The following is a 24,275-nucleotide window of genomic DNA, read 5'->3' on the forward strand; positions in this document are numbered from 1 at the left end:
AGCTAAAAACAACAGGTTCCTTTTATAAGCCTAATTTTTAAAAACTGCAATTTAAACGAGAAAGAAAAAGGAGCTAAAACTTATTGTTTTAGCTCCTTTACCATTATGCATACATTTCGTTTACTTGTTTTTGGATGGATTCATTTTCTAGATATTCATCATAAGACATTTGCTTATCAATTAAACCTTTAGGTGTAATTTCAATAATACGGTTGGCAATCGTTTCGATAAATTGATGGTCATGTGATGCAAAGATCATAGAACCTTTAAAGCGGATTAATCCATTGTTCAGAGCAGTAATGGATTCAAGATCCAAGTGGTTGGTTGGTTCGTCCAGAAGTAATATATTTGAACCGCTGAGCATCATTTTCGATAACATACAGCGTACCTTCTCACCGCCGGAGAGTACATTCGCTTTTTTCATAACCTCTTCTCCAGAGAAAAGCATTCTTCCCAAAAAGCCTCGTAAGAAGCTTTCGCTCTGATCAACAGGGGAATACTGGCGGAGCCAGTCTACAAGAGTAAGATCGCCATTTTCAAAGTAGCTTGAGTTATCTTTTGGGAAATATGCCTGGCTTGTGGTTATTCCCCATTTAATCGTTCCGCTGTCTGGTTCTATTTCACCAGCTAACAGGCGGAAAAGGATGGTTTTAGCTAGCTCATCATGCCCCACTAATGCGATTTTATCATCTTTATTCATTATGAAACTTATATTGTCCAAAACTTTGACACCATCAATGGTTTTCGTCAAACCTTCTACTCTTAATAGATCATTTCCTATCTCTCTTTCCGGAGTAAAATGAACATACGGATATTTTCTTGATGATGGTTTAATGTCATCCAATGTGATTTTATCAAGAAGTTTTTTTCTTGAGGTAGCTTGTTTGGATTTGGAAGCATTCGCACTAAAGCGGGCAATAAATCCTTGCAGCTCCTTGATTTTTTCTTCTTTTTTCTTGTTTGCTTCCTGTGCCAATTTTTGAGCCAACTGACTGGATTCATACCAGAAATCATAGTTTCCTACAAAAAGCTGGATTCTGCTGAAGTCAAGATCGGCAATATGTGTACAAACTTTATTTAAAAAATGCCTGTCATGGGATACGACGATAACAGTATTCTCAAAATTGATTAAGAATTCTTCCAGCCATTGTATTGCTTTTAAGTCCAAGTGGTTAGTAGGCTCATCCAATAAAAGAATATCCGGTTTTCCGAATAGAGCCTGTGCGAGAAGAACCTTCACTTTTTCTGAACCAGTTAATTCAGCCATTTTTTTGGTGTGAAGCTCTTCGCCAATTCCAAGACCCTTTAACAATATAGCTGCTTCAGGCTCTGCTTCCCAGCCATTCAGCTCTGCAAATTCACCTTCCAACTCAGCCGCTTTAATGCCATCCTCATCACTGAAATTTTCCTTCATATATATAGCATCTTTTTCAAGCATTACTTCATAAAGGCGAGCATGTCCTCTAATAACGACTTTTAATACTTCTTCTTCTTCATATTCAAAATGGTTTTGTTTAAGGACGGCCAATCGTTCACCGGGGGTGATATGGATATCTCCTGTTTGTGCTTCTATTTCACCGGAAAGGATTTTGAGGAAGGTGGATTTTCCTGCTCCGTTTGCACCAATCAGGCCGTAGCAATTTCCAGGTGTAAATTTAATATTAATATCTTCAAATAGCTTACGTTCACCATATCGTAAACCTACATTATTTACTGTAATCAATGATATAGATACCTCCAAACAATAATATGCAATAAATTATATCATGTAATAACAAAAAAGGGCGAATTTCCATGTACAAGAATTTTTTTTACAGACGTTACATTGTTCGTTCATGTTGATATGATCTTATTGACTATCGATAGTTCTCCCTCATCATGGCATCAGAAGACCTCATACCTATAATTTTAAAGCAGCATAGATTGTACAAGGACTAAGGAAAAAAGGTCGTAAATTAAAAGAAAGGTTATAAAAGAAACCAAAAAAGACCGGTCAAAATAATGGCTGATATTATCCCCTTTAAGTAGACAGTGTTAAAAAGCCCAATTGAGATAATTGGATGGTACACTTTACTTGGAGGGGATTTTCTATGGTTAAAAAAGGGGATACATTTCAATCTTATTCAGAAGAATTTAAGTTAAAAGCAATCAATATGTACCTGAATAAAGAGGGCAGTTATAAAAAGATTTCTGACAAGCCTGTCATACGAAGTTCAACTCAGTTAAAGAACTGGGTGAAAAAATATGAAGAAAACCAGACGCTTGTTGATCAAAGAGGAAGAACCTCTTCACCTCATAATAGTCCTCTGCAGAGCCGACCAAGGACAAGATTTCAAAGTGCTGAGGAAGAGAGAGATTATTATAAAGCGCAGATAGAATACTTAAAAAAGCGTTATCCAAATCTACACGGGGAGGTGAAATCAAAAAAGAAATAAGGTTTGAGATCATTCATGAAATGAAAGGGTCATACCCTGTTACCTGGCTGACCGAAATAGCAGAGGTGCAACGCTCAGGTTATTACAAATGGATAACAGCAATCAGAGTTCGTGAGCAGAGAAAGAAACAGGATAAAGGGTTAATGGATCAGATTCTTTCCATTCACACCCAGCATAAAGAGTATGGCTATCCAAGAATGGTGGTGGCTCTGAAAGAAGAAGGGTTTGTAGTGAACCATAAAAAAGTTTACAGATTAATGAAGGCAATGGAAATCCAGTCGGTTATCAGAAAGAAGTGGAGATACTTTGGCAAGAAGGGTTCCAAAGTATTTCCGAATCTGGTCAATAGGGAGTTTAAAGAGAGAAAGAAAAACGAAGTCCTGGTAACAGATATTACTTACATACCCTTCCAGAATCAATTTTATTCCTGTCAGTTATTCAGGACCTCTATAATAACGAGATCGTTTCTTGGAAAGTCTCAGACAGAAACAACATGAAATTGGTTCTCGATACCATTGAAGATTTAAATCATAAAAGAAACGTGCATGGAACCATCCTCCATTCGGATCAAGGGTTCCAGTACACGTCCAAAAAATACAACAAACGACTTAACAAATACGGTATACTAGGCAGCCACTCTCGCAAAGGAAACTGCCTAGATAATGCTTGCGTGGAGTCGTTCTTTTCCCACTTTAAAACGGAAATGTTGTATCAATCCGATTGTAAAACAGAAGAAGAACTAATACAAGCCATCGAAACTTACATGTATACATATAACTACAAAAGGTTCCAAAAAAGACTTAACCATCGTGCACCAGTAGAATTCCGAATCACGATGGCTGCATAGGCTTTTTTAAGTCTGTCTACTTGACAGGGGTAAGTCCAGGCCCAGTCTTTTTCCAATTATAATACCTTAGAGTCGTTAATCCCTCGGCGCCGTTTGCTTTAATCCAGCCGAAAGCCGTGAAATGTTTACACAATGAGAGTGCGACAAAGGTGCTTTTATAAATTATTATTTTGCTGCTTAATTTCTTCACCTGTAATAAAATGGTTCACTTCTTCCAATTCTTTATGTCCATCGACAGAATCACCCGGGAAGGGCTTTTTCTCATTTAACGCTGATTCGATGACGATGTTTTTTTGGATTGGTGCATTTGTCAGCACTTCTTTTCTCGGTTTCATTGTAATCTCCTTTACAATTTATGGTTTATTTTTTAATGAAAGAGGGGAGTAGTAATACATCCTAAAATCCCGATTAGCATTTCTCACTCCGCAGATATTATACATTCGAGATGGCAAGGCATATAGAAGGATGGGAATGAGATACTAAAGAATAAAACCGTTGAAAGAAGGGATAAAATGAAAAATTCAATGGAAGATAAATTCATTCCCATAACGTCTATTACCAGCGGAATTGGAAAGGCTTGTTTGCAAGATGTTTATTACTTGCCCATACAAATAGTCAATGTATGTTTTGTGGGAAATCCCGAAAAAAATTTGATTGGGTACTAGTCAATGCCGGGATGCCTCATTATGCGAACCATACTTTCTCATACAGAAGAACGTTATTGCACTGGATGCACCCCAAGGCTATCCACCTTACACATGCCCATTTTGAGCATATTGGGTCGTTGCGATGCTTTTATAAAGGTAAGGCAGGATTCCTTCTTTAAAGTGCTTTCCCAAACACAGGAGGTAAATGGACCGCCTTGTTATTTAAAAACGGATTGGGAGGCAGCGAAAGTTTCTGTAGAGAAACTGGCTTCTTTAAATTCTGCTCTTGCTGTCTGTGGCCAAGGAATACCCATTTCCGGAGATGCTTTATCAAAGGGCCCGCTCTTTAAGAAATGCATTCCTAAATGGTGAAAAGGTGCGGGGAAAACCACAAAACAGGACAAGGGATGTCCAACGATAGACATTACGAGGCATTAAAAACCTATGCAGAAGAAACCTTGTGGGTTAAAAAATACCTTTATCAATGGTCTGCTCAGGATCTGTCAACATTAGATAAAGTGCCTTATGTGAGCTGGATTACAAGCGCGCATCCAAACGTATTCGTTGCAACGGGCTTTAAGAAATGGGGGGGGAATGACAAATGGGACTCAAGCCGCCATGCTTGCTAAAGGACCTCATTTTAACCGGAGAGAGCCCGTATGAGAGCGTGTATTCACCATCAAGGTTTGAAAGTGATCTTATGGTTAAAAATTTTATTATGGAAAATATGAATGTAGCCAAACATTTTTTAAGGGAAAATTACAAAAACCCGACAAATCCTCGGAAGATCTACGAAACGATGAAGGGGCAGTGTTTACCTTGAAAGGGAAACGGGCAGGTGCTTATAAGGATACGGATGGTATATTACACATCGCAGACATAACCTGTACTCATTTAGGCTATGAAATGGAATTCAGGGGAGAAAACATGGGATTGCGCATGTCATGGATCACGTTTCTCCTATTAAGAAGAAGTTGTCGATGGGCCGGCTGTAAAGCCTTTAAAAAGAATGAAAAGGGGGTTTTGAGTAAATAAATAAAAATAGGTCAGGGTCTTTTTTAAAAGGCCCTATTTTTGTGGACGGATATAATTGTTATCAAACTGAAATGAAATTTTCGGTGCAATTAGAGAAATGAACGAGGCAAGAAAGCCTTGTTTTAAAGATTCCGTATTCAAGAGTTTTGGGAATATTCCTTCAACACAAATTATTACAATGTAACGGAATGTTACAATCCGAATAGGTACATTGTAACGAAACCAACATGTTTTAGTTATATGGCTGTTATTTTTATATGTTACTATTTGTTTTGTTAGCAAAAAGAGCTAACCAAAGGAGGTATTTACTGATGAAAAAAGTAGTAACAGCAATGGCAACCGCAGTAACATTATCGACGGTCATGACTGGAAATGCTTTCGCAGCAGAAAAATACGAGGTTAAGCAAGGGGATACACTTTGGAAAATCTCACATGACAATAAGACCACTGTCAATAACTTAAAACAATGGAACCATTTATATTCCGATATGATATTCCCAAATGAAAAATTGGTCGTATCGCCTAAAGATACATATACAGTACAGGATAATGATACTCTTTGGGGTATTGCTAAGAACTATCATGTTACTGTTGACCAATTAAAACAATGGAATCATCTTCAGACAGATCTTATCCAAAAAGGCGACAAATTAGATATCTACTCTTCTGTATCTAAAGTGGATGATAGAGATGAACACGCTGCAGCTCAAGTAACAAGTGCATCCATTTCAGATAAAGCTGGAGAAGAAAAGGCTGCTGCACCAGCAACTCAGCCTGAGCAAAAAGCAGCTCCTGAACAACAATCCGTTTCTGGCAAAGAGATTTCCGTTAAAGCCACTGCTTATACAGCCGATTGTGCCGGCTGCTCTGGCACCACTGCGACTGGAATGGACGTAAAAGATAACAGTAATGCAAAAGTCATTGCTGTAGATCCGAAGGTTATTCCTCTTGGATCAAAAGTTTATGTTGAGGGCTATGGATATGCGATTGCTGGCGACACTGGCGGTGCTATCAAAGGAAACCGCATTGACGTATTAGTTTCAAGCAATGATAAAGCAATGCAATGGGGCGTACGCCATATTAAAGTAACCATTATAAATTAATAGAGACAAGGCCTGGACTTTTAATAGCTCCAGGCTTTTTGTTTGTAGCTTGGATGAGCATCCCTGCCATATAAAGTGAGTTCAGCTATTTAAATCAATTATTTTCATATTACTCCAGCGCTGCTTTTAATTTGTTTGATCATCTCCTCAGCAGACCTGCTCAAATAACGATCCTTCAGCCAAATGACTGCAGATTCAGCCTTTACATGAAAGTCTGTGATCTCCATCATTTTTACATTTGATATTTTAAGAGAGCGCAAGGTAGACTGAGGAACAATAGCTGCACCTATGCCAATGGATGCTAGTGAAAGCAGTATATTTACATCAGGACATTCACAGGCGATGATAGGATCAACACCCTGTTTTTTAAATTCCTCAACAATCATTTCGAATTGTCCAACTCCAGACAGCCTGTGCAGCAATAGCAGCGGCATTGACTGAAGCTCATTTAATGGAATAGAAGACTTATTCAACTTGTTTGAAATCCAGCTTTCCGGTATTACGGCTACGAATGGCTCCGATTGTAAGTGTATGGAAGAAAAATGATTCATATCTATCGGCAAGCGGATGACCGCAAATTCAATTTCTCTATTTTTTAAATATTCCCCCAATAGAAAAGAGTCTCCTTCCCTTATTTGAAAAGATACAGCGGGATGTTGTTTTTTATACAATCGGATGGGTTCCAGCAAATTCGCAAAACACGATTTAACAGCTCCAAATGTAAGTGCTCCTCTTAGACCATCGTGTGTTTCTTTTACTTCTGTCAGCACATCTTCAAGTGATTGGAGAAGAGGAATTGTCCGATCATATAAAACTTTACCCGGTTTTGTCAGTTCTAATCGTTTTCCTTTTCTTTCAATTAATGGTACACCCAGCTCTTGTTCCATTAATTTCAACTGCTGGCTTAAAGGCGGTTGAGCCATATGCAATTTTTTGGCTGCCCTCGTAATTTGGCCTTCCTGTACAATCGCTGTAAAGTAACGGAGCTGTTTAATATCCACAAAAACCCTCCAGAATTCAATGTAGTAACATAAAAATCCATATTAAATTTGTATGGATAACCAATTTTAATAATATTTTTCCTATATGTTACCACATGGTATATTTTTATTGAAAGGGTTTTCATAATTTTTAAAATGTTTAAGTGGAGGAGTTTTAAATATGGAATATTTAAACAGTCTTAAAAAAAAGCTTCGCGGTTCCATCGCTCCCATTGTTACACCATTTAATGAAGATGAATCGATTGATTTTCCTGCACTTGGCCAGCTGATTAACTGGCACATTGAGAGCGGTACCCATGGAATTTCCGTTACAGGTACAACGGGTGAACCCAGTTCTTTAACAATTGAAGAAAGAATTAAGGTAATGGAGTTTGCAGCTAAGACGGTCAATAAAAGGGTACCGTTTGTTCCTGGAACAGGTTCAGCCAACCATAATGAAACCCTTTTGCTCACAAAGAAAGCAGAGGAGATAGGGGCTGATGCAGCACTTGTCATAGTCCCTTATTACAACAAGCCTTCTCAGCATGCCCTGTATAAACATTTCAGCATTTTGGCTGAGTCAGTGAATATTCCTATTATTGTTTACAACATACCCGGCAGAACAGCTGTAAATTTAGAGGTTGAAACCCTTGCAAAACTCCACAGGGATTATCCAACAATTATCGGAGTTAAAGAATCAAATAAGGACTTTGAACACGTAAACCGTGTTCTGTTAAAGTGCGGAAGAGATTTTCTTCTTTATTCAGGGATTGAATTGCTTTGCTATCCCATGCTGGCGATTGGCGGGGCAGGCTATATTAGTGCAACGGCAAATATAGCTCCCAAAAAAGTGGCTCAGATTTACGATGAGTGGAGTAAAGGGGACTACTTAAAGGCTCAAAATCTTCATTACGAACTTATGGAATTGAATGATGTCTTGTTTAAAGATACAAATCCTGCGCCTTTAAAAGCGGCATTGGGGATGATGGGGAAAATAAAGCCAGTTTTAAGGCTTCCAATGGATTTGCCCAAAGCCGAGCTTCAGAATGAGATCAGAGAAGTAATAAGCAAATATGTGCCTCTTCCTGAACAAATGCAAACCAGTTCAAATTAACAGGTTAACATTTTTCCTGAAAACTGTTCAACATTAGATAAAACCAGTAAAGGAGGAGTAGCGGGTGGAGAAACAGAAAGATATACAGCTGTATATAAACGGAGAGTTCGTGAATGCTGCAGAGGGAAAAACCTTTGAAAATGTTAATCCTTTTTCGGGTAAAACCATCAATCTGGTAGCGGAAGGAACAAAAGAGGATATTGATAGGGCAGTTTCTGCTGCAAAGCGTGCCTTTAAGGAAGAATGGGCAGGAATCAAGGTAAGTGAACGATTAAGATATATTTATAAAATTGCAGAACTAATTGATGAACATATTGATGAAATTGCGCCTTTGGAATCTCTTGATACAGGACTTCCAATCAGTCAAACCAAAAATATGGTGGCGAGGGCAGCAGAAAATTTCCGCTTCTATGCAAGGATGGTGGAGACACGCCTTATTGGCGAAGCATATCAGGCAGATGGTGATTTTTTAAATTATACCATTCATAAGCCGGTAGGGATTGCTGGCTTAATTACTCCGTGGAACGCTCCTTTTATGCTGGAAACCTGGAAAATTGCTCCTGCACTGGCTACTGGGAACGCTGTGATTTTAAAGCCGGCGGAATGGTCACCCATCACAGCGAATAAACTTGCTGAAATCATTCATAAGGCAGGGCTCCCCAATGGAGTCTTTAATGTAGTGCACGGCTATGGTGAAACAGCTGGTGCTTCACTCGTTGCACATCCTGATGTCCAACTGATTTCCTTTACAGGGGAAACCACGACAGGCTCAGAAATTATGAGAAATGGAGCTGCTTCTTTGAAACGGGTTTCCATGGAGCTTGGGGGAAAAAGCCCGATCATTGTATTTGAGGATGCAGAGATGGAACGTGCTCTTGACGCATGCATTTGGGGGATTTTTTCTTTTAATGGGGAACGCTGTACCGCGAATTCAAGATTATTTCTTCATGAAAATATTTATGATCAATTTGTCGAAGCTCTTAAAAAAAGAGTCAGCCAAATTGTCGTTGGAAACCCGCTTGATAAAAAGACGGAAGTCGGGCCGCTTATTCATTTGAAACATTATGAAAATGTGAAACGCTACATAAAAATCGCGAAGGAAGAAGGTGCCGAAGTATTTAGTGCCGCCTTGCCGGATGAATGTAAAGATGGACATTATATTTCGCCGACCCTGCTTCTTTCAGCCAGAAATCATATGAGGATTGCCCAGGAAGAAATTTTTGGCCCTGTCCTGACAGTCATGAAATTTAAAACGGAAGAAGAGGTTATCGAAAAGGCAAATGATTGCAGATACGGACTAGCTGGATATGTATGGACGAATAATATTCAGCGCGGACACCGGGTTGCACAAGCGCTGGAGAGCGGCATGCTTTGGATTAACTCCCAAAATGTCAGGGATTTGCGCATTCCGTTTGGCGGATCCAAACAAAGCGGAATAGGCAGGGAGGGCGGCCACTATGCGTTTGAATTTTATACAGAAACACAAGTCATACATCTTGCGCTGAATCAGCATCCGATCCCACAGTTTGGAAAAGCCGGTATGAAAGAAAAGGAGGAATAATAGATGCCCGCAAAAACAGGAGAGCAATACATGCAAAGACTGAAAAAAGCACACAACAATGTTTATATTGATGGAAGCAAAGTGGATGATGTGACTTCACATCCCGCGTTTAAAAATGTGGTTCAATCCATGGCCATGCTCTATGACCGGCAGCATGAGATTCCAGACAAAATGCTTTATTCCTCCCCTTCAACGGGAGATAAAGTCGGTATGACCTTTCTGCAGCCTAAAACAATAGACGATTTAATAAAAAGGCGCGAGGCTATTACGGAATGGGCGAAGCTTTCAGGCGGTTTAATGGGAAGATCTCCGGATTACTTAAATGCTGAGGTAATGGCCATGGGGGTATCCAATGAATTATTTGCAGAAGCGGATCCCATGTTTGCTGAAAATGCCAGAAAATATTATGAATATGCCCGGGAAAATGATATCAGCCTAACACATACCCTCATTCATCCACAGGTGAATCGGGCAAAGGCACAGAGTGAGCAAAAGGATGCCAATGTAGCTCTTCATCTGGTAGAGAAAAACAAAGACGGAATCATTGTTGACGGAGTAAGGCTGCTGGCAACACAGGGAGGAATAACCGATGAAATTCTGGTATTTCCTTCTACCGTTAAAAAAGCTGGAGAACTTGATGATCCATATTCTATAGCCTTTGCATTGCCAAACAATACAGAAGGATTAAAATTTATCAGCAGAGAATCCTTCGATTACGGGAAAAATCATTGGGATCATCCATTGTCTTCCCGATTTGAGGAAGGGGACGCCATTGTTTCTTTTGAAAATGTGTTTGTTCCATGGGAACGAGTTTTTGTTTGCGGAAACTCCTCTATCTGTAACAGAACCTTTAGAGAAACCAATGCAGTGGTTCATATGTCCCATCAAGTAGTAGCAAAAAATATTGTCAAAACTGAATTCTTGCTCGGGATTGCTCTCTGTATAATGGACTCCATTGGAATTGATCAGTTTCAGCATGTACAGGAAAAAGGAGCGGAAATCATGCTTGCTCTTGAAACGATGCGTTCCCATCTTTTCCGTGCAGAGCATAATGCAAAAACGGATAAATGGGGGACAATGACCCCTGATTTCAAAGCACTGGATGCTGCGCGAAATTGGTATCCTAGAATTTATCCAAGAATGGTGGAGATTTTAAGAATACTGGGAGCATCAGGCCTGATGGGGATTCCCACTGAAGCCGATTTCCACCATCAAGAGCTGGGACCCATTCTTCACCGGGCACTTCAAGGGAAAAATCTGCATGGTTATGAGAGAGTCCAGTTGTTCCGCCTTGCATGGGACATGACCATGAGTTCCTTTGGGAGCAGACAAATGCATTATGAATATTATTTCTTTGGTGATCCAATTCGCATGGGAATGGCCTATTTTGATTCCTATGAAAAAGATACGTATAAAGAATTTGTAAAAGATTTTTTAGGTAAATCAAGCAAGGGGAACCCTGCATATTTAAATGTTTAGGAGGATAATAGCATGGATTTCAATATTATTCGATCTGCCCGTGCGGTTTTGCATGTTACTAGCCTGGAAGCGTCAAGGCGTTTTTATGTCGATGCGCTTGGTTTTATTGAAACATATTCAGATAGTGAATCCATCTATTTGCGGGGACTGGAAGAACATTGCCATCATAGTCTTGTATTAAAAAAGAGTGAGAAGCCCGCTTTGGAAGTCATTAGCTACAAAGTTCAATCCGAAAAGGATCTTGAGGGATTGGAAAAGCTTTTCCAAAGCAGGGGGCTTAAAACGAAATGGATGGAGGCGGGTACGCAATTAGCGCTGGGCCGGGCTCTCCGTGTACAGGATCCTGCCGGGTTTCCAATAGAGTTTTTCTTTAAAATGGATAAGGTGGAAAGGTATCTTCAGCGCTATGATTTATACAGAGGCGCAGCCATTCAGCGCATAGACCATTTTAATTGTGCCGTATCTGATACAGAAAAAACCTTTGAATTTTATAAAAAAGAGCTTGGATTTCGGTGTTCTGAATATACCACAACAGAAAACGGAAAGGTTTGGGCAGCGTGGATTCACCGAAAAGGAAACGTTCACGATGTTGCCTTTATGAATAGCGAAGGCCCAAGGCTGCATCATGTGGCGTTCTGGCTCAGTGATCCTATGAGCGTCATTCATACGTGCGATGTTCTGGCATCCCTCGGCTATGCATCAAGTATCGAGAGAGGGCCCGGGCGCCATGGACTATCCAATGCTTTTTTCCTTTATTTAAGGGATCCGGACGGACATAGAATTGAGCTTTATAACGGGGATTATTTAACATGCGACCCTGATTTTGAACCGATACGCTGGGATCTTGATGATCCAAGAAGGCAGACGTTTTGGGGAAATGCTGCACCAGACCGCTGGTTTAACGAGGCGTCAAGTGTATTGGATATTCAAACAGGAGAGGTAGTTGTTTCTGCTTCACCCGTACTTGAAAAGAGAAAACCTACTTTTATTATCTAGTATATCTGCTTTTGAATCTGATTGTTAATGGATTTTAAAATATCTGATATTGATGGCTTCAATATATACAAAGTGAGGCTCTTTTCGTAAACTTTGTTTCTATGAGTATTAAAACTTGTAATGAGTTTACGAAAAGATGCTGCGAAAATGGAATTTATCTATTCTACGAAAAGCCACAATGTATATAAAAACAGAGTCATATACAAATTGCTTTTTGGTAAAAGGAGTGGGAAATGTGTACATGGGTGGTTTAAAGCTTAATGGCAGTTCCAACATGCTAAATGTCTCAGTAAATCCAGAGGACCAAACAATTTTATCATTGGGCAAGGTGAGACCTGTAAAGGAGCTGGATTTAGCCGCCCCTGTGAAAGGAACCGTCTACGGTGTCCTTTTAAATAATAACGAAGATTTGGATGCCTATAAAATCTCCTTTAATGAGAAGCCGTACGATGCTCCACCCAAGGCACCAGTCCTGTATATTAAACCTCGAAATACTTATAGCGGACATCTCTTTGGCATCCCTGTGCCTGAAAAGGCAGAGGAACTGTCAATGGGCGGGGCACTTGGAGTGGTCATATCTAAGAAAGCATCCAATGTTGCAGAAGTGCAGGCGATGAATTATGTTGCGGGATATACCATTGTAAATGATGTAAGTATTCCTCATAAAGATTTTTACCGGCCTGCAGTAAACAAAAAAGCCAGGGATGGGTTTTGTCCAATGGGGCCATGGATTCTTGAAAAGGATGCTGTTAATGATGTTCATTCATTAACGGTTTCCGTCTTTATTAATAATGAACTCAAGCAAAAGACATATCTTAATCAAATGGTTCGTTCGGTGAGCGGACTGATAGCTGAAATAAGTGAATTTATGACCTTGAATGAAGGGGACGTAGTACTTGTGGGTGTATCGTCAAATCCGCCTCTCGCAAAAATTGGCGATACTGTTACGATAAAAATAGAAGAAATTGGAGAGCTGGAAAACAAGCTTGTTCCAGAGCTTGAGTGGATGGCAGGTGTAAAAGGATGAAAAAAGCGAGGGTTGCCTATAAGGGGGCAGTTCATGAAGCGCATGAAGAGGATGGATACTTAAGACTGACGGATGGCCGACGGATAAAGGAAGAAGATGCAGTGTGGCTTCCTCCAGTGGAAGCAGGTACCATATTTGCCTTAGGATTAAATTACGCTGATCATGCGGAGGAATTATCTTTTAAAGCACCAGAAGAGCCTCTTGTTTTTTTAAAAGGCCCTAATACACTGATTGGCCACCGTGCAGAAACAAGAAGACCAAAAGATATTACCTTTATGCATTATGAATGTGAATTGGCTGTTGTAATTGGCAAACAGGCGAAAAAGGTGAAATCGCAAGACGCATACCATTATATCAGCGGTTATACCATTGCCAATGATTATGCCTTTCGAGACTATTTGGAAAATTATTATCGCCCGAATTTGCGCGTAAAGAACCGCGATGGCAGTACACCAATTGGACCATGGCTTGCAGATATATCCGAAATACCAGATCCTTCGGATTTGGTACTCAGAACCTATATTAATGGAGAAAAAAAGCAAGAAGGAACGACAAGGGATATGATATTCAGCGTTCCTTTTCTCATTGAGTACTTAAGCAGCTTTATGACTCTTCAGCCCGGTGACTTGATTCTAACAGGAACTCCAAAAGGTGCGGTTGATACAAAACCGGGAGATGTTGTGACAACAGAGATTGTAGGAATTGGAAAGCTTGTGAATACAATAATAGACGATGCCTGTTTTTATCGGACAGTATAAAAGCGTGTAATAAAGTGATTGAAATAGCACAGTGGTCTGGAGGTTTCAATGCATGCCCCACGTTATTATTGAGTACACGGATAATCTGAAAGATGAATTTAATTTACAGGAGCTAATGGAGAAAATCCATTCTTGTCTTATTCGTCACTCTGAAATTTTTCCTGTAGGTGGAATCCGGTCCAGAGCGATCGAACTGAATCATTACCGGGTTGCAGACGGAAAGGAAAATGATGCCTTCGTCCATACAACATTGAAAATTGGGGCGGGGCGTTCTGAAGAAATAAAAAAGGAAATAACAGAGGAAATCTTTAAAACTATTAGCGTCGTCTTTGAGCCCTTATTTCAAAGCAGGTATCTGGCATTATCGCTTGAGCTATATGAGTTTCCCGAAAAATACAGTCTTAAACATAATAATATTCATGCACGTTTTAAGCAGGAATAATGATATGGTCTGTCTGTTAAGTGAAATAAGGAGGAATAATGAAAATGGAAGATCATCTATTTCGCAAAGCGATGGCAAAGTTTCCAACCGGGGTCACTGTGATCACAACTTCGGTGGATGGAAACCCTTATGGAATGACGGCTAACGCCTTTATGTCACTCTCGCTAAATCCACATTTAATTCTAATATCAGTGGCAAATAAAGCACATATGAATCAATATATTAAGCAAGCCGGTGCCTTTGCTGTCAACATTTTATCTAAATCCCAAAAAGAAATGTCCATGCATTTTGCCGGTCAATTAAAGGAAAAAAAGAACATTGATTTTCATTGGTATGATGGCATACCTGTTCTTGAGAATTCTCTCGTTCATCTTTCGTGTAGTGTAGATTCAGTCTCTGAGGCAGGAGATCATACATTATTCATTGGAAAAGTTAATAACCTGCAAATAGCAGAAGGGACTCCACTGACCTATTATAATGGAAAGTACGTTGATATTTGTTGAACATTATGATAAAAAAACACCCAAATACGGGTGATTTTTTTTTTTTAAAACTTTAACGCAATAAAGGGGTCTGACCCCTTTATTGCGTTAAAGTTGGAATGAATTGAATAAACCAGCAATTAAGGCGGTATTCTTTATTTTCGAAAACGGTGTAATTCATATACTATGTTCCAAATCTTCAACAATAAATAATAACCTAACCAGTTATAACCAACTGTACACAAAATCAATTTTTTCATCTAAAACTATGTTCCAAATCTGCAATAGCAAAATATATATGCAGTTAGGACGCATTATGATAAATGCAATGAAGGAAATCAAGCATTACTTTAACACTGTAATAGATTTTAGGAGGAAAGGAGGGAGTGTGCCGGAATTAAGTAAAATCGGTTAAAACATCCTGCATCTAACGTTATAATAGTTTATAAGCCAGTTTTTTAGATAAGGAGCATAGTACATGAAAGTGATTATTGCCGAAAAGCCATCTGTAGCTAAAAATATTGCGGATGCTCTGAAAATAAAAGGAAAGAAAGATGGATATTTTGAAGGGAACGGTTATCTTATCACCTGGGCTTTCGGCCATCTGCTGCAACTTTTTGATGCAAAGGATTACGATGATAAAATGGCAAAATGGAATATGGAAAATTTCCCTTTTATACCACACCAGTTTCGATACAAAGTTAAAAGTGACCCGCGCAAGAAGGGGAAGGAAGATCTGGGGGCAAAAAAACAATTAAAGATTATATACACTTTATTAAAAAGGCAGGATGTGGATGCCATTATATCTGCCTGTGATTATGATCGTGAAGGTCAGCTTATTGGCGACACGATCATCTATAATTTGAAAACTGGAAAAAAGGTGTACAGATTATTGCTAAATGAGTGGACACCAGAAGAAGTTTTAAAGGGTCTTGATAATATAAAGCCTAATACTGAAATGAAGCCTCTCCAGGATGCGGGTATAGGCAGGCAGTGGGCTGATTGGGTAATAGGCATAAATTTAACTTCCGTCGCAACGCTAAAATATCAAAAGGGGAAAGGACAGGCTTTAAATATTGGAAGAGTTTTGCTTCCTACTTTAAAAATTATTTATGACCGGGATAAGGAAATTGAAAGGTTTGTGCCTGAAGATTATTTTAAATTAGCTGCTCAATTCAAAACACAGGATGGAAATGAATATGAAGGAATGTATTCGGAAAACGGTGAGTCTCAATTTAAAGATAAAGCCTGCCTTGAACAAATTGAACAGGAATTAAAAGAAAAACATGCAAGCATATTAGATAAGCAGGTTGAAAGAAAAAGAGAGTACCCTCCCTATTTGTTTAACCTTTCAAACCTTCAGGGATATATCACTAGCAAATATAAAGGATGGACATCTGATAAAGTTTTAAAGATCGCTCAGTCCATATATGAAAAGAAGTATATTACCTACCCAAGAACAGCCAGCAGTGTATTGGAAGAAAGTCTTGCAGGCAAAGCGGCAAATGTTCTGGAAAAAATCAAGAAAGGGCTGCCTTACGAAAGTGAAATAAGGTTTACAAAATCTAAAAGAGTGTTTGATAATTCAAAAGTTGAAAGCCATAGTGCTATTATTCCAACCTATTTAATTCCCAAATCTCTGACGCCTGATGAACAATTGGTTTATACTGCTATAAAAAACCGATTTATCATGCAATTTATGCCGGTTGCTGAGCATGAAGAAACCAAGATATTAACCAAAATATCAAGTTCAGAAATTAAAGGACTATTTGTTTCTAAAGGTAAAGTGCAATTAGTAGAGGGCTGGAAAAAGGTTGAAAAGCAGGAATCCAAAGATACTCTGCTGCCCTTCGTAAATATAAGTGATCCTGTACAAATTGTCAGCTGCAGTCTGACTTCACATGTAACAAAGCCTCCAAAGCACCATACCGAAAAAACGTTATTAAAAGTAATGGAGACAGCGGGAAAGGGCATTGAGAAAGAAGAGGGAGAAGAGATGATGGAGGCTGTACTGAGCGGGTACAGTATTGGTACACCTGCTACAAGGGCAGAGACGATTAAAAAGTTAAAGATGGTTGGATACATCACCACTCAAAATAAATATTTACTTTGCACGGACCTTGGGAGAAGACTGGTTGAGACCTTTCCGGTAAAGGAATTATTTGACTTGGAATTTACGGGACGGCTGGAAAAAACACTTGCAGATATTGAAAAGCAAAAATATACGAAGGAAGGCTTTCTTAATTTGATTTTTGAGTTTACTGCAAAATCTGTCACTACAATAAAAAGTGAAAAAGACATTACCATTCACGAAGTAACAAGGGGAAAAAAATCGAATGAGGTCTTAGGAAAATGTCCTGTATGCGGTCATGATGTTATAGAAGGGCAGAAGGGATTTGGCTGCAGCAACTGGAAAAGCGGATGCAAGTTTGTCGTATGGAAAAATGATAAGTTCCTGAGTGCTCTTAAGAAAAAACCTACAAAAACAATGGTGAAAGCATTGTTGAAAAATGGAGTAGCATTGGTCAAAGGACTTACGAGCAAAAAGGGCAATAAATTTGAGGCTTATTTACGGTACGAAAAAAATCCTGATAATGAATTTTTTAGTTGGAAAATGGAATTTGCCCCTAATCAAAAGCAGAAAGCAGCACATTCAGCGGATCATTTAAATTGAAGAAACAAACATCATAGATACTTTAAGATATCCTAAATAATCCATTAAAGCTTAATGCCAAGGAAATCTTCTTCAGAGGAAGGGCTGCCGAAAGGAATATGGAATAGCATATAAAGCTATTTTTCCATACTTTAATTGTTTCATCGTGAAAGCTTTTTCTAATTTCTTCTCTGCCGCCATACAAAATGAGAATGACTCCTTTAAAAAGCAGGAAAAAAGATGCTGTATCCAAGGTTACCTGATATCATTGGCCCTTTTTGGTACAGCATCTTTTGACTATAAAATTAAACCTTAATTCAATTGGCCTACCGTAAATTGTATAAAGTTTTGCATATTCTCTAGTGAAGGAAAGGCAGCCTGAGCGCTTAAACCGTTTCCTCCACCTTTGCCATAATACTTTTTCAAATGTTCCTTGAAGAACCCACCACAATCAAATGGAGAATTCCCTTTATGGGTAAGGATTATGCGTTTTTCTATTTCAGTCGCAGCTAAAATTACCTGATTGGTTATGGCTGCCGCCTCTTTGGCAATACGTTCACATTCTTTATAATTTTTATCCTGAAATACAAAAGCGACAAGCGTTTCCGGGCTATTCTCTAGCAATTGCTTTGCATGAAACCTCGCATTCAATACCTCTATTTCTTCCAATTGTTTTTGTAAATCCTTCTTTTCTTTTTCAAGTCTTGCTACGCGGGATTCCACTTCTGAATAGGACGTTGATAATGCAGCAGACAGTTTCGTGAGAGTGTCGTGCTTTTCTTTGTAATCCGCAAGAGCCCGCCTCCCGCATGTAAAATAAAGACGGATATTTCCTTTGTGTTTTTCTGTTTTTAAAAGCTTTATGAGACCTATCCCGCCAATGCTTTTCACATGTGTACCGCAGCAGGCAGAAAAATCAATTCCTTGAATTTCAACAATCCTTATATTGCTTTCTGCTTTTGGCCATTTTTTTAAAGGAATGGCATGGAGCTTCTCTTTATCTACAAAATAGGTCTTAACCTTGTTATCTTGATAAATGAGGTAATTTACACGCTGTTCAATTCTGTTTAATTGTTCCTCGTGAAGAAAAGGCACAGTCAAGTCAATGGAACAATACTCGCTGCCAAGATGGAAGCTCGCAGTCTCGACATCGTATAATTCGCTGCAAACAGCAGAAAGTAAATGCTGACCTGTATGATGCTGGGTGTGTTCTAGCCTTCTAAAGGAATCAATTTGGCATTTTACAGAAGTCTGTAATGGCTTCTTGGCGATTTTATGGAAAACTTCTTCATCCGCTTCAAAAACCTCCAGGACATCAATCCCATCAATTGTTCCCAAATCCCATGGCTGTCCTCCGCCTTCTGGGTAAAAAGCCGTTTCTTTTAAAGTAACGAGTATAGTACTATCCTGTTCGATAATTTTGGTAATGTCTGTTCTCCATTCGGATATGTCAGGAGAAGTATAATATAATTTCTCAGTCACCATCATTCCACCTTTTTTGAGTCAATAGTTAAATTATAGTGAATGCGGGATGGAGATAAAAGAAATATATATACCCTGTTATAAAAAAGGCTTTGTTAAAGGAGTCTGTTGTTTTTTAGCCTATTCGTGTGCAAGGGCTGTTTCACACGCCCTTCAGCACATCTAAATAATGAGATGTTATCAACATGGAAATTTAACAGACACATAAAAAAGATGGAAAAATAGACTTTGACTGTAAAGGCTAAAAGCAGGACAGAGAAAGCCAGATCTTGTTAAATCATTCATACCTTTTAGATAAACATCGGTCACATTCCAAAAGGTAAGATTCTGCCTGATCTTCAATACATTCTCCACACTCTGGGCAAATTTTTTCTGGCATATTTCTAAAAAACTCGACTGGGCTTTGCAGCATGATGAACATCTCCCTTTACTTTTTTTGTAATACAGTTAATACAATTGTATTCTGTTATGGTACAGTATATGAGTTGAAATAATTTATGTGTTAATAAAAACCATCCTATTCTTGAATATAGGCATTCCTTTTTTAAGTTGAGTTGAGGGCGTTGAACCGGACTTTTTCATGAATAAACTAAAATATCAATGTCCTTTTGCAAAACAAATTTTTAAATGGCCCGTAACTTTCTAAAGCGCTAATTCGTTTAATAAGTAGAGGTTCAAAAGGAGTGATCACTTTGAAAACCAAGCTTGGTATTGAATCTGAATACAGTAGAAAAAAGGGGATGGAAGCAGTCCTCGGATTATATCCTGGGTTAAAAAGCTATTGCTGCTATCTAACTCGGAGCCAATGGGATGGAGAGGATCTTGCACAGGAGATCGTTGCAAAAGTGTTTCGGCATTATTTAAAACCAGGGTACAAACAACAAGAGATTAGTATGGCGCTTTTGTATAGAATGGCCAAAAATCAATGGTTAGACCATGTAAGAAAGATGAAGAGGGAAAAGGAAGAAAGTAAGAAAAGTCCCTCTTATGAACCGTTTAAGCATTTTGCTGAGACTTCAGCAATGATTGAAACGCTTCTTGCTCATTTAACAATAAATCAGGCAGCTATTTTTCTCCTGAAGGATATTTTTTTCTTTAGTCTTTCGGAAATATCCGAGGAATTGGGAATATCAGAGGGAGCAGTAAAATCCTCATTGTTTCGCACTCGCAATCGGCTGAGGGACATTCTCGCGATGGAAGAAGAAGGGAAGAAAAATAATTTAAATGATTCCTCTATTCTTCATTCCTTTATAGAATCATTGCAATTGGATGAACCGCTAATTTTATTAAAAGTGCTGAAGAGCCACAGACTTAAAGGTCAATCTTCTCCATTCCAGGCTCCAATGATGAACATGCAGGCAAAAGCAGCGTAGAATTCAAATTGTTGAAAGAAGGGATTTAATAATGACAACAGTTCCGTATGTTATTGAACAAACTCCAAAAGGGGAAAGGTCCTATGATATATATTCAAGATTATTAAAGGACCGAATTATCATGCTTTGTGATGAGATAAATGATCAAATTGCAAGCAGTGTAGTGGCACAGCTTTTATTTCTGGCTGCTGAAGATCCGGAAAAGGATATTTCTCTTTATATAAACAGTCCAGGTGGCTCAACAACAGCAGGCTTTGCCATTATAGATACAATGCAGCATATTAAGCCAGATGTCCAAACCATTTGCATTGGAATGGCAGCTTCCATGGGGGCTATGCTGCTATTATCAGGACAAAAAGGCAAACGGTTTGCCCTTCCGAACAGTGAAATAATGATTCATCAGCCTTTGGGGGGCGCTAAGGGGCAGGCAACTGATATTGATATCTCGGCAAAAAGGATCTTAAAGCTTAGAGAAGATATAAACCGCATTATTTCTGAAAAGACAGGGCAGCCACTTGAAAAGGTAGCTCGTGATACGGAAAGAGACTATTTTATGTCCGCAAGTGAAGCAAAAGAATACGGTATTATTGACAAACTTTTTGCCTAAAACATTCAGGTAGTTTCACCTAGGCTGTTATCGCATAGATTGTTGCTTTACGTACAATGGATTATTCCGGTGTTTCTGTCTTCGTGGCATCTTTTCGAATGCTATTCACAAGTTTTAATACTGAACGCATATTTAAAATGCTATTTTTGTTACCAATGGCAATAAAGTTTACGAAAAGAGCCTACACCTATTACCTTCAATAAGTCTTTCTCTTTAGTTAAAGGGAAGGACTTATTTATTGTTTGATAAGGCTGTTTTCGCATAGATTGTTACTTTACGTACAAAGGACTATTCCGTGAGTTGTCTGTCTTCGTGGCATCTTTTCGTAAGCTCTTCACTAGTTTTAATACTGAACACATATTTATAAAGATAATACTGTGCCCAATAGCAAAAGTATACGAAAAGAGCCTTTGTTAAAGAACAATATTGATTTTCTCCATGTTGATTAGAGCGTATACGAGTTTTCTGCTTAGAAAAGCGGTCAGTAGAAATCTTGCAGAAACTGCCTAGAGGGGGCTTTCCTGCTGACCGCGGAAAGTGAGTCGCTACTGTGGAAGTCAACAGGCTGGATGAACAGACCATTTTTATATGATAACTTTCCATATAGATTAAAATTAAAAAACTAAGGCAATTTATTCGTTCTTAATTGGTTCTTCCAACGTACTCGTGACCAAATGTATTGGATGATAATTGCAACGGCTACACCGACGATTGTATCTCTCATTCTATCGGTCGCATAGTGGCTGGTCTTATGTTCGAAAGCAAAAACAAATAGGATAGTAAGGGCAACCTGGTGAAGGACGATTCTGTCAAAACGGAACCATTTTGTGATGTAGCAGCCAATTAGAATTAGGAGTCCAAGCTCCCACCCATTAAAGGTTAAATAGCTTGCAATTAAAACGGAGACCAAAATGCCAATTACCGTTCCAATAATACGTTTAAGGGAGAGTAAAAAAGTTTTAGAAAACGTTGATTGAAGACATAGTATGACCGAAAGGGGAGCCAGGTAAGGATGAGCAGAGCCTAATCCATTTGAGACATACCAGGCTAAAGCAGATCCAGCAGCCATATTCCAAATTAAAATGGCAATGTTATTATTTAATTCTTTTTGTTCTAAAGTTTTCATATAGTACCTCTGCATAAATAAGATTGTAAATATGGTTGTCTTTGCGTTTCGAGAATGGTTTCAGTGGTCACCTGTCAGAACTCAGCTTCAAAAGTTTTTTCTTGTTGCCTATATTATTGCCAGCTTTTCTTTTTCTTTTCATGTGTCCTTTAAAGATGCATCACTTATTAACAGCAATTCAGATAATGGAATCAAACTTATTATTTCGGAGTATGTATGTATAGGAACTGTCTCTTTTTCCGAGGATTCAGTTTTATAGGAAAGTATAAAATTCTTCATTAAAAAATTATTTAACCACTGTTTCTCTGTCTAGCTCCAGCACTTATCGGCTAGTGGAGTTCTTTGTCTCCTCCATGCGATAAGTCAACGTCTAGTTTCCTTTATCTCAGTCTAAGACTACGAAATCTATAAGCCGTTGAGCAAGGCACTTTGAATTTTTCTTACTATTTCCTTAAGGGAGGCCAGAGTTTAATGGAAGATATTATTCCGATCCTTAAGGCCATCGAAACAACGAGAGGCACGAAAGTATTGGCTACAATTATCAATGTGGAAGGTTCTGCCTATAAAAAAGAAGGATCCTGCATGCTATTTTTAGAAGACGGAGAACAAATAGGTCTTTTAAGCGGTGGCTGCTTAGAAGAAGATCTTCGAGCGCGTGTAGAGGAGATTTGCCAAAAAAACGAATCTCTCTTGCTCCATTACAATATGGGGGATGAAGAAGATGATCCCTTTGGCATGGAGAATGGCTGTACAGGCACTATCACCATTCTTTTAGAGCCTGTTTCTGAGGAACAAGAAAAAGATCTGCATGCATTAAAAGAGCTCTTGGAAAATGGTCAATCTGTTTTAATTTTAAAACATCTTTCTTCTCATTGTTCTAGCACTCCTTACATTTTTTTATCTGAAGATGAAAAAAGATTTGGCACGTGGATAGAGGGACGGCAATTAACGTATCATCACATGTTAGAAGAAGTTTCACCTTCGACAAGGAAACCAGGGCTATACATACTAAAGAACGTTCAGGAGCCAGTTTTTGCACAACTCATTTCTCCAAAGCCCAGGCTGGTAATCTTTGGAGCCGGTGAGGATGCGAAGCCGCTGGTTTCACTCGCCGCCAATGTGGGTTTTACTATAATACTTTTAGATTGGAGACCTGCTCTTTGTAATATGCACCTGTTTCCAGAAGTATCACAATGTATTTTGACAGCTCCAGGTGAATGGTTCGGGAAACTCCAATTGAATTCATCCGATTTTGTGGTCATTATGTCTCATCATTTTCAAAAAGATAAAGAAATTTTGAATGCCATCCTGACACTAAAAATCAAGTATCTCGGTATTTTGGGATCAAGGAAGAGAACCAGGCAACTTTTTGAAGAAAAAGAAATACCGGATTGGGTACATTCTCCCGTTGGACTTTCCATTGGAGCAAAAGGGCCTCAAGAGATTGCTGTCAGTATAGTTGCAGAGCTAATTAAACAAATTCGAGAAGAAGTCTAGAGAATGGAGCTGGATATGAATAGAAATAAAGTATTAGGTATTTACCTGGCTGCTGGAAATAGTAAGCGGATGGGAATGGAGAAACTCAACTTGCCCTTTAAAGGCAGTACAGTAGGCAATATGGGTCTTACAGCAGCTGTAGAATCAGAGCTTGATAGTACGATTGTAGTTACAAAGGAGGCAGACTGTCCAAAATGGATTTCCGAATTGCTAAAAAAGGATTATGCCCATAGATGGGAGCTGGTTACATGCGGGGATGCTTATAAAGGACAAAGCTGCTCTTTGAAATCAGGTTTAAGAAAAGCCATTCATCTTGGCTATGAAGCAGTTCTTATCCTTCTTGCAGACCAGCCATTTGTCACTTCAGAAATGATTAATCGATTTATTGAAAAGTATTTGTCCAGTACTGAAGATGGATTTATTTCAGCCGTTTTTAAAGAGATTCCCAGGCCCCCAGTTCTCTTCACGAAGTCAACATTTGACCGATTATTAGATTTGGAGGGGGACGAAGGTGCAAGGAAACTGATTAGAAAAGGAGCCGGTATTAAAGGGAACTTAATTTATTTTAATGATTTTTCTTTATTTGTTGATATTGATACCATGGAAGATTATATGCAATTCAAATAATTGC

General features: G+C 38.8%; 24 protein-coding genes. 18 read left to right on the forward strand and 6 right to left on the reverse strand.

The features are described 5' to 3' along the window. Positions 1 to 103: 103 nt before the first annotated feature. A complete protein-coding gene (locus tag A5N88_RS03835) occupies positions 104 to 1,723 on the reverse strand; it encodes an ABC-F family ATP-binding cassette domain-containing protein (protein ID WP_066263259.1) in 1,620 nt (539 codons plus the stop codon). A gap of 367 nt (positions 1,724 to 2,090) precedes the next feature. Here A5N88_RS03835 and A5N88_RS03840 point away from each other — a divergent pair, with 367 nt between their 5' ends. The 3 genes from A5N88_RS03840 to A5N88_RS24695 are packed head-to-tail and all read left to right on the forward strand — an operon-like array spanning position 2,091 to position 3,282. Then, the gene (locus A5N88_RS03840; RefSeq protein WP_066263261.1) at positions 2,091 to 2,435 is read left to right on the forward strand and encodes a transposase; all 345 of its coding nucleotides are present in this window, start codon (positions 2,091 to 2,093) and stop codon (positions 2,433 to 2,435) included. A gap of 20 nt (positions 2,436 to 2,455) precedes the next feature. Beyond that, positions 2,456 to 2,932, forward strand: a complete 477-nt coding sequence (locus A5N88_RS24690; protein ID WP_157090594.1) for an IS3 family transposase — start codon at positions 2,456 to 2,458, stop codon at positions 2,930 to 2,932. Beyond that, positions 2,896 to 3,282: an IS3 family transposase gene (locus A5N88_RS24695; protein ID WP_232317619.1), complete on the forward strand. Its 387-nt coding sequence runs from the start codon at positions 2,896 to 2,898 to the stop codon at positions 3,280 to 3,282. Before A5N88_RS24690 ends, A5N88_RS24695 begins: the two co-directional genes overlap by 37 nt. A gap of 155 nt (positions 3,283 to 3,437) precedes the next feature. On the opposite strand, the gene A5N88_RS03850 is transcribed toward A5N88_RS24695, so the two are convergent. Next, positions 3,438 to 3,617: a hypothetical protein gene (locus A5N88_RS03850; protein ID WP_066263263.1), complete on the reverse strand. Its 180-nt coding sequence runs from the start codon at positions 3,615 to 3,617 to the stop codon at positions 3,438 to 3,440. A 719-nt stretch (positions 3,618 to 4,336) separates the two neighbouring features. On the opposite strand from A5N88_RS03850, the gene A5N88_RS03860 reads away from it, so the two are divergent. Together A5N88_RS03860 and A5N88_RS03875 are read left to right on the forward strand one after the other, a co-directional pair. Beyond that, entirely contained in the window at positions 4,337 to 4,558 is a 222-nt protein-coding gene (locus A5N88_RS03860) for a hypothetical protein (RefSeq protein WP_157090596.1), read from the forward strand. A 717-nt stretch (positions 4,559 to 5,275) separates the two neighbouring features. Beyond that, a complete protein-coding gene (locus A5N88_RS03875; RefSeq protein WP_066263275.1) occupies positions 5,276 to 6,067 on the forward strand; it encodes a 3D domain-containing protein in 792 nt (263 codons plus the stop codon). Between the two features lie 104 nt (positions 6,068 to 6,171). Here A5N88_RS03875 and A5N88_RS03880 read toward each other — a convergent pair whose 3' ends face one another. Beyond that, positions 6,172 to 7,068 (reverse strand): LysR family transcriptional regulator, encoded by an 897-nt coding sequence (locus A5N88_RS03880; RefSeq protein WP_066263277.1) that lies wholly within the window; start codon positions 7,066 to 7,068, stop codon positions 6,172 to 6,174. A gap of 160 nt (positions 7,069 to 7,228) precedes the next feature. Here A5N88_RS03880 and hpaI point away from each other — a divergent pair, with 160 nt between their 5' ends. The 9 genes from hpaI to A5N88_RS03925 all read left to right on the forward strand — a co-directional run bounded on the left by hpaI (position 7,229) and on the right by A5N88_RS03925 (position 17,580). Then, positions 7,229 to 8,161, forward strand: a complete 933-nt coding sequence (gene hpaI, locus A5N88_RS03885; protein ID WP_066263279.1) for a 2,4-dihydroxyhept-2-ene-1,7-dioic acid aldolase — start codon at positions 7,229 to 7,231, stop codon at positions 8,159 to 8,161. A 64-nt stretch (positions 8,162 to 8,225) separates the two neighbouring features. Continuing rightward, the gene (gene hpaE, locus A5N88_RS03890; RefSeq protein ID WP_066263281.1) at positions 8,226 to 9,722 is read left to right on the forward strand and encodes a 5-carboxymethyl-2-hydroxymuconate semialdehyde dehydrogenase; all 1,497 of its coding nucleotides are present in this window, start codon (positions 8,226 to 8,228) and stop codon (positions 9,720 to 9,722) included. 3 nt (positions 9,723 to 9,725) lie between these two features. After that, positions 9,726 to 11,201 (forward strand): 4-hydroxyphenylacetate 3-monooxygenase, oxygenase component, encoded by a 1,476-nt coding sequence (gene hpaB, locus A5N88_RS03895; RefSeq protein ID WP_066263284.1) that lies wholly within the window; start codon positions 9,726 to 9,728, stop codon positions 11,199 to 11,201. Between the two features lie 12 nt (positions 11,202 to 11,213). Then, positions 11,214 to 12,197, forward strand: coding sequence for a 3,4-dihydroxyphenylacetate 2,3-dioxygenase (gene hpaD, locus A5N88_RS03900; RefSeq protein ID WP_066263286.1), 984 nt, complete (start codon positions 11,214 to 11,216; stop codon positions 12,195 to 12,197). 241 nt (positions 12,198 to 12,438) lie between these two features. Beyond that, entirely contained in the window at positions 12,439 to 13,224 is a 786-nt protein-coding gene (locus A5N88_RS03905) for a fumarylacetoacetate hydrolase family protein (RefSeq protein ID WP_066270224.1), read from the forward strand. Further along, positions 13,221 to 13,982 (forward strand): fumarylacetoacetate hydrolase family protein, encoded by a 762-nt coding sequence (locus tag A5N88_RS03910; RefSeq protein ID WP_066263290.1) that lies wholly within the window; start codon positions 13,221 to 13,223, stop codon positions 13,980 to 13,982. Before A5N88_RS03905 ends, A5N88_RS03910 begins: the two co-directional genes overlap by 4 nt. A gap of 52 nt (positions 13,983 to 14,034) precedes the next feature. Beyond that, positions 14,035 to 14,424, forward strand: coding sequence for a 5-carboxymethyl-2-hydroxymuconate Delta-isomerase (locus A5N88_RS03915; RefSeq protein WP_066263293.1), 390 nt, complete (start codon positions 14,035 to 14,037; stop codon positions 14,422 to 14,424). Positions 14,425 to 14,468: 44 nt separating this feature from the next. Then, on the forward strand, positions 14,469 to 14,927 hold the full coding sequence (locus tag A5N88_RS03920) for a flavin reductase family protein (RefSeq protein WP_066270226.1): 459 nt from the start codon (positions 14,469 to 14,471) through the stop codon (positions 14,925 to 14,927). Positions 14,928 to 15,384: 457 nt separating this feature from the next. Next, positions 15,385 to 17,580: a type IA DNA topoisomerase gene (locus A5N88_RS03925; protein ID WP_066263295.1), complete on the forward strand. Its 2,196-nt coding sequence runs from the start codon at positions 15,385 to 15,387 to the stop codon at positions 17,578 to 17,580. A 291-nt stretch (positions 17,581 to 17,871) separates the two neighbouring features. Here A5N88_RS03925 and A5N88_RS03930 read toward each other — a convergent pair whose 3' ends face one another. Both A5N88_RS03930 and yhfH read right to left on the reverse strand, forming a co-directional pair. Then, positions 17,872 to 19,041, reverse strand: coding sequence for an alanyl-tRNA editing protein (locus A5N88_RS03930; protein WP_066263299.1), 1,170 nt, complete (start codon positions 19,039 to 19,041; stop codon positions 17,872 to 17,874). A 277-nt stretch (positions 19,042 to 19,318) separates the two neighbouring features. Then, positions 19,319 to 19,453: a protein YhfH gene (gene yhfH / locus A5N88_RS24070; RefSeq protein ID WP_083953011.1), complete on the reverse strand. Its 135-nt coding sequence runs from the start codon at positions 19,451 to 19,453 to the stop codon at positions 19,319 to 19,321. A gap of 280 nt (positions 19,454 to 19,733) precedes the next feature. Here yhfH and A5N88_RS03935 point away from each other — a divergent pair, with 280 nt between their 5' ends. Both A5N88_RS03935 and clpP read left to right on the forward strand, forming a co-directional pair. Continuing rightward, on the forward strand, positions 19,734 to 20,414 hold the full coding sequence (locus tag A5N88_RS03935; RefSeq protein ID WP_066263301.1) for a sigma-70 family RNA polymerase sigma factor: 681 nt from the start codon (positions 19,734 to 19,736) through the stop codon (positions 20,412 to 20,414). Between the two features lie 31 nt (positions 20,415 to 20,445). Then, on the forward strand, positions 20,446 to 21,021 hold the full coding sequence (clpP, locus tag A5N88_RS03940) for an ATP-dependent Clp endopeptidase proteolytic subunit ClpP (RefSeq protein WP_066263303.1): 576 nt from the start codon (positions 20,446 to 20,448) through the stop codon (positions 21,019 to 21,021). Positions 21,022 to 21,643: 622 nt separating this feature from the next. Here clpP and A5N88_RS03945 read toward each other — a convergent pair. After that, positions 21,644 to 22,147 carry an FUSC family protein gene (locus A5N88_RS03945; protein ID WP_066263310.1) on the reverse strand — a complete coding sequence of 168 codons (504 nt, stop codon included), beginning with the start codon at positions 22,145 to 22,147 and terminating at the stop codon, positions 21,644 to 21,646. A gap of 471 nt (positions 22,148 to 22,618) precedes the next feature. Here A5N88_RS03945 and A5N88_RS03955 point away from each other — a divergent pair, with 471 nt between their 5' ends. Continuing rightward, positions 22,619 to 23,644: an XdhC family protein gene (locus tag A5N88_RS03955; protein ID WP_066263315.1), complete on the forward strand. Its 1,026-nt coding sequence runs from the start codon at positions 22,619 to 22,621 to the stop codon at positions 23,642 to 23,644. Between the two features lie 15 nt (positions 23,645 to 23,659). After that, positions 23,660 to 24,271: a nucleotidyltransferase family protein gene (locus A5N88_RS03960; protein WP_066270229.1), complete on the forward strand. Its 612-nt coding sequence runs from the start codon at positions 23,660 to 23,662 to the stop codon at positions 24,269 to 24,271. Positions 24,272 to 24,275 lie beyond the last annotated feature (4 nt).

The sequence above is a fragment of the Heyndrickxia acidicola genome (assembly GCF_001636425.1).
GTDB lineage: Bacteria > Bacillota > Bacilli > Bacillales > Bacillaceae_C > Bacillus_AE > Bacillus_AE acidicola.

Coding starts and splice junctions, on each gene's coding strand:
- A5N88_RS03925 (WP_066263295.1), top strand. CDS start 15,385: ATGAAAGTGATTATTGCCGAAAAGCCATCTGTAGCTAAAAATATTGCG.
- A5N88_RS03840 (WP_066263261.1), top strand. CDS start 2,091: ATGGTTAAAAAAGGGGATACATTTCAATCTTATTCAGAAGAATTTAAG.
- A5N88_RS03875 (WP_066263275.1), top strand. CDS start 5,276: ATGAAAAAAGTAGTAACAGCAATGGCAACCGCAGTAACATTATCGACG.
- A5N88_RS24690 (WP_157090594.1), top strand. CDS start 2,456: ATGAAAGGGTCATACCCTGTTACCTGGCTGACCGAAATAGCAGAGGTG.
- A5N88_RS03860 (WP_157090596.1), top strand. CDS start 4,337: ATGTCCAACGATAGACATTACGAGGCATTAAAAACCTATGCAGAAGAA.
- hpaD (WP_066263286.1), top strand. CDS start 11,214: ATGGATTTCAATATTATTCGATCTGCCCGTGCGGTTTTGCATGTTACT.
- A5N88_RS03850 (WP_066263263.1), bottom strand. CDS start 3,617: ATGAAACCGAGAAAAGAAGTGCTGACAAATGCACCAATCCAAAAAAAC.
- A5N88_RS03960 (WP_066270229.1), top strand. CDS start 23,660: ATGAATAGAAATAAAGTATTAGGTATTTACCTGGCTGCTGGAAATAGT.
- hpaB (WP_066263284.1), top strand. CDS start 9,726: ATGCCCGCAAAAACAGGAGAGCAATACATGCAAAGACTGAAAAAAGCA.
- A5N88_RS03905 (WP_066270224.1), top strand. CDS start 12,439: ATGGGTGGTTTAAAGCTTAATGGCAGTTCCAACATGCTAAATGTCTCA.
- clpP (WP_066263303.1), top strand. CDS start 20,446: ATGACAACAGTTCCGTATGTTATTGAACAAACTCCAAAAGGGGAAAGG.
- hpaI (WP_066263279.1), top strand. CDS start 7,229: ATGGAATATTTAAACAGTCTTAAAAAAAAGCTTCGCGGTTCCATCGCT.
- A5N88_RS03945 (WP_066263310.1), bottom strand. CDS start 22,147: ATGAAAACTTTAGAACAAAAAGAATTAAATAATAACATTGCCATTTTA.
- A5N88_RS03920 (WP_066270226.1), top strand. CDS start 14,469: ATGGAAGATCATCTATTTCGCAAAGCGATGGCAAAGTTTCCAACCGGG.
- yhfH (WP_083953011.1), bottom strand. CDS start 19,453: ATGCTGCAAAGCCCAGTCGAGTTTTTTAGAAATATGCCAGAAAAAATT.
- A5N88_RS03915 (WP_066263293.1), top strand. CDS start 14,035: ATGCCCCACGTTATTATTGAGTACACGGATAATCTGAAAGATGAATTT.
- A5N88_RS03910 (WP_066263290.1), top strand. CDS start 13,221: ATGAAAAAAGCGAGGGTTGCCTATAAGGGGGCAGTTCATGAAGCGCAT.
- A5N88_RS03955 (WP_066263315.1), top strand. CDS start 22,619: ATGGAAGATATTATTCCGATCCTTAAGGCCATCGAAACAACGAGAGGC.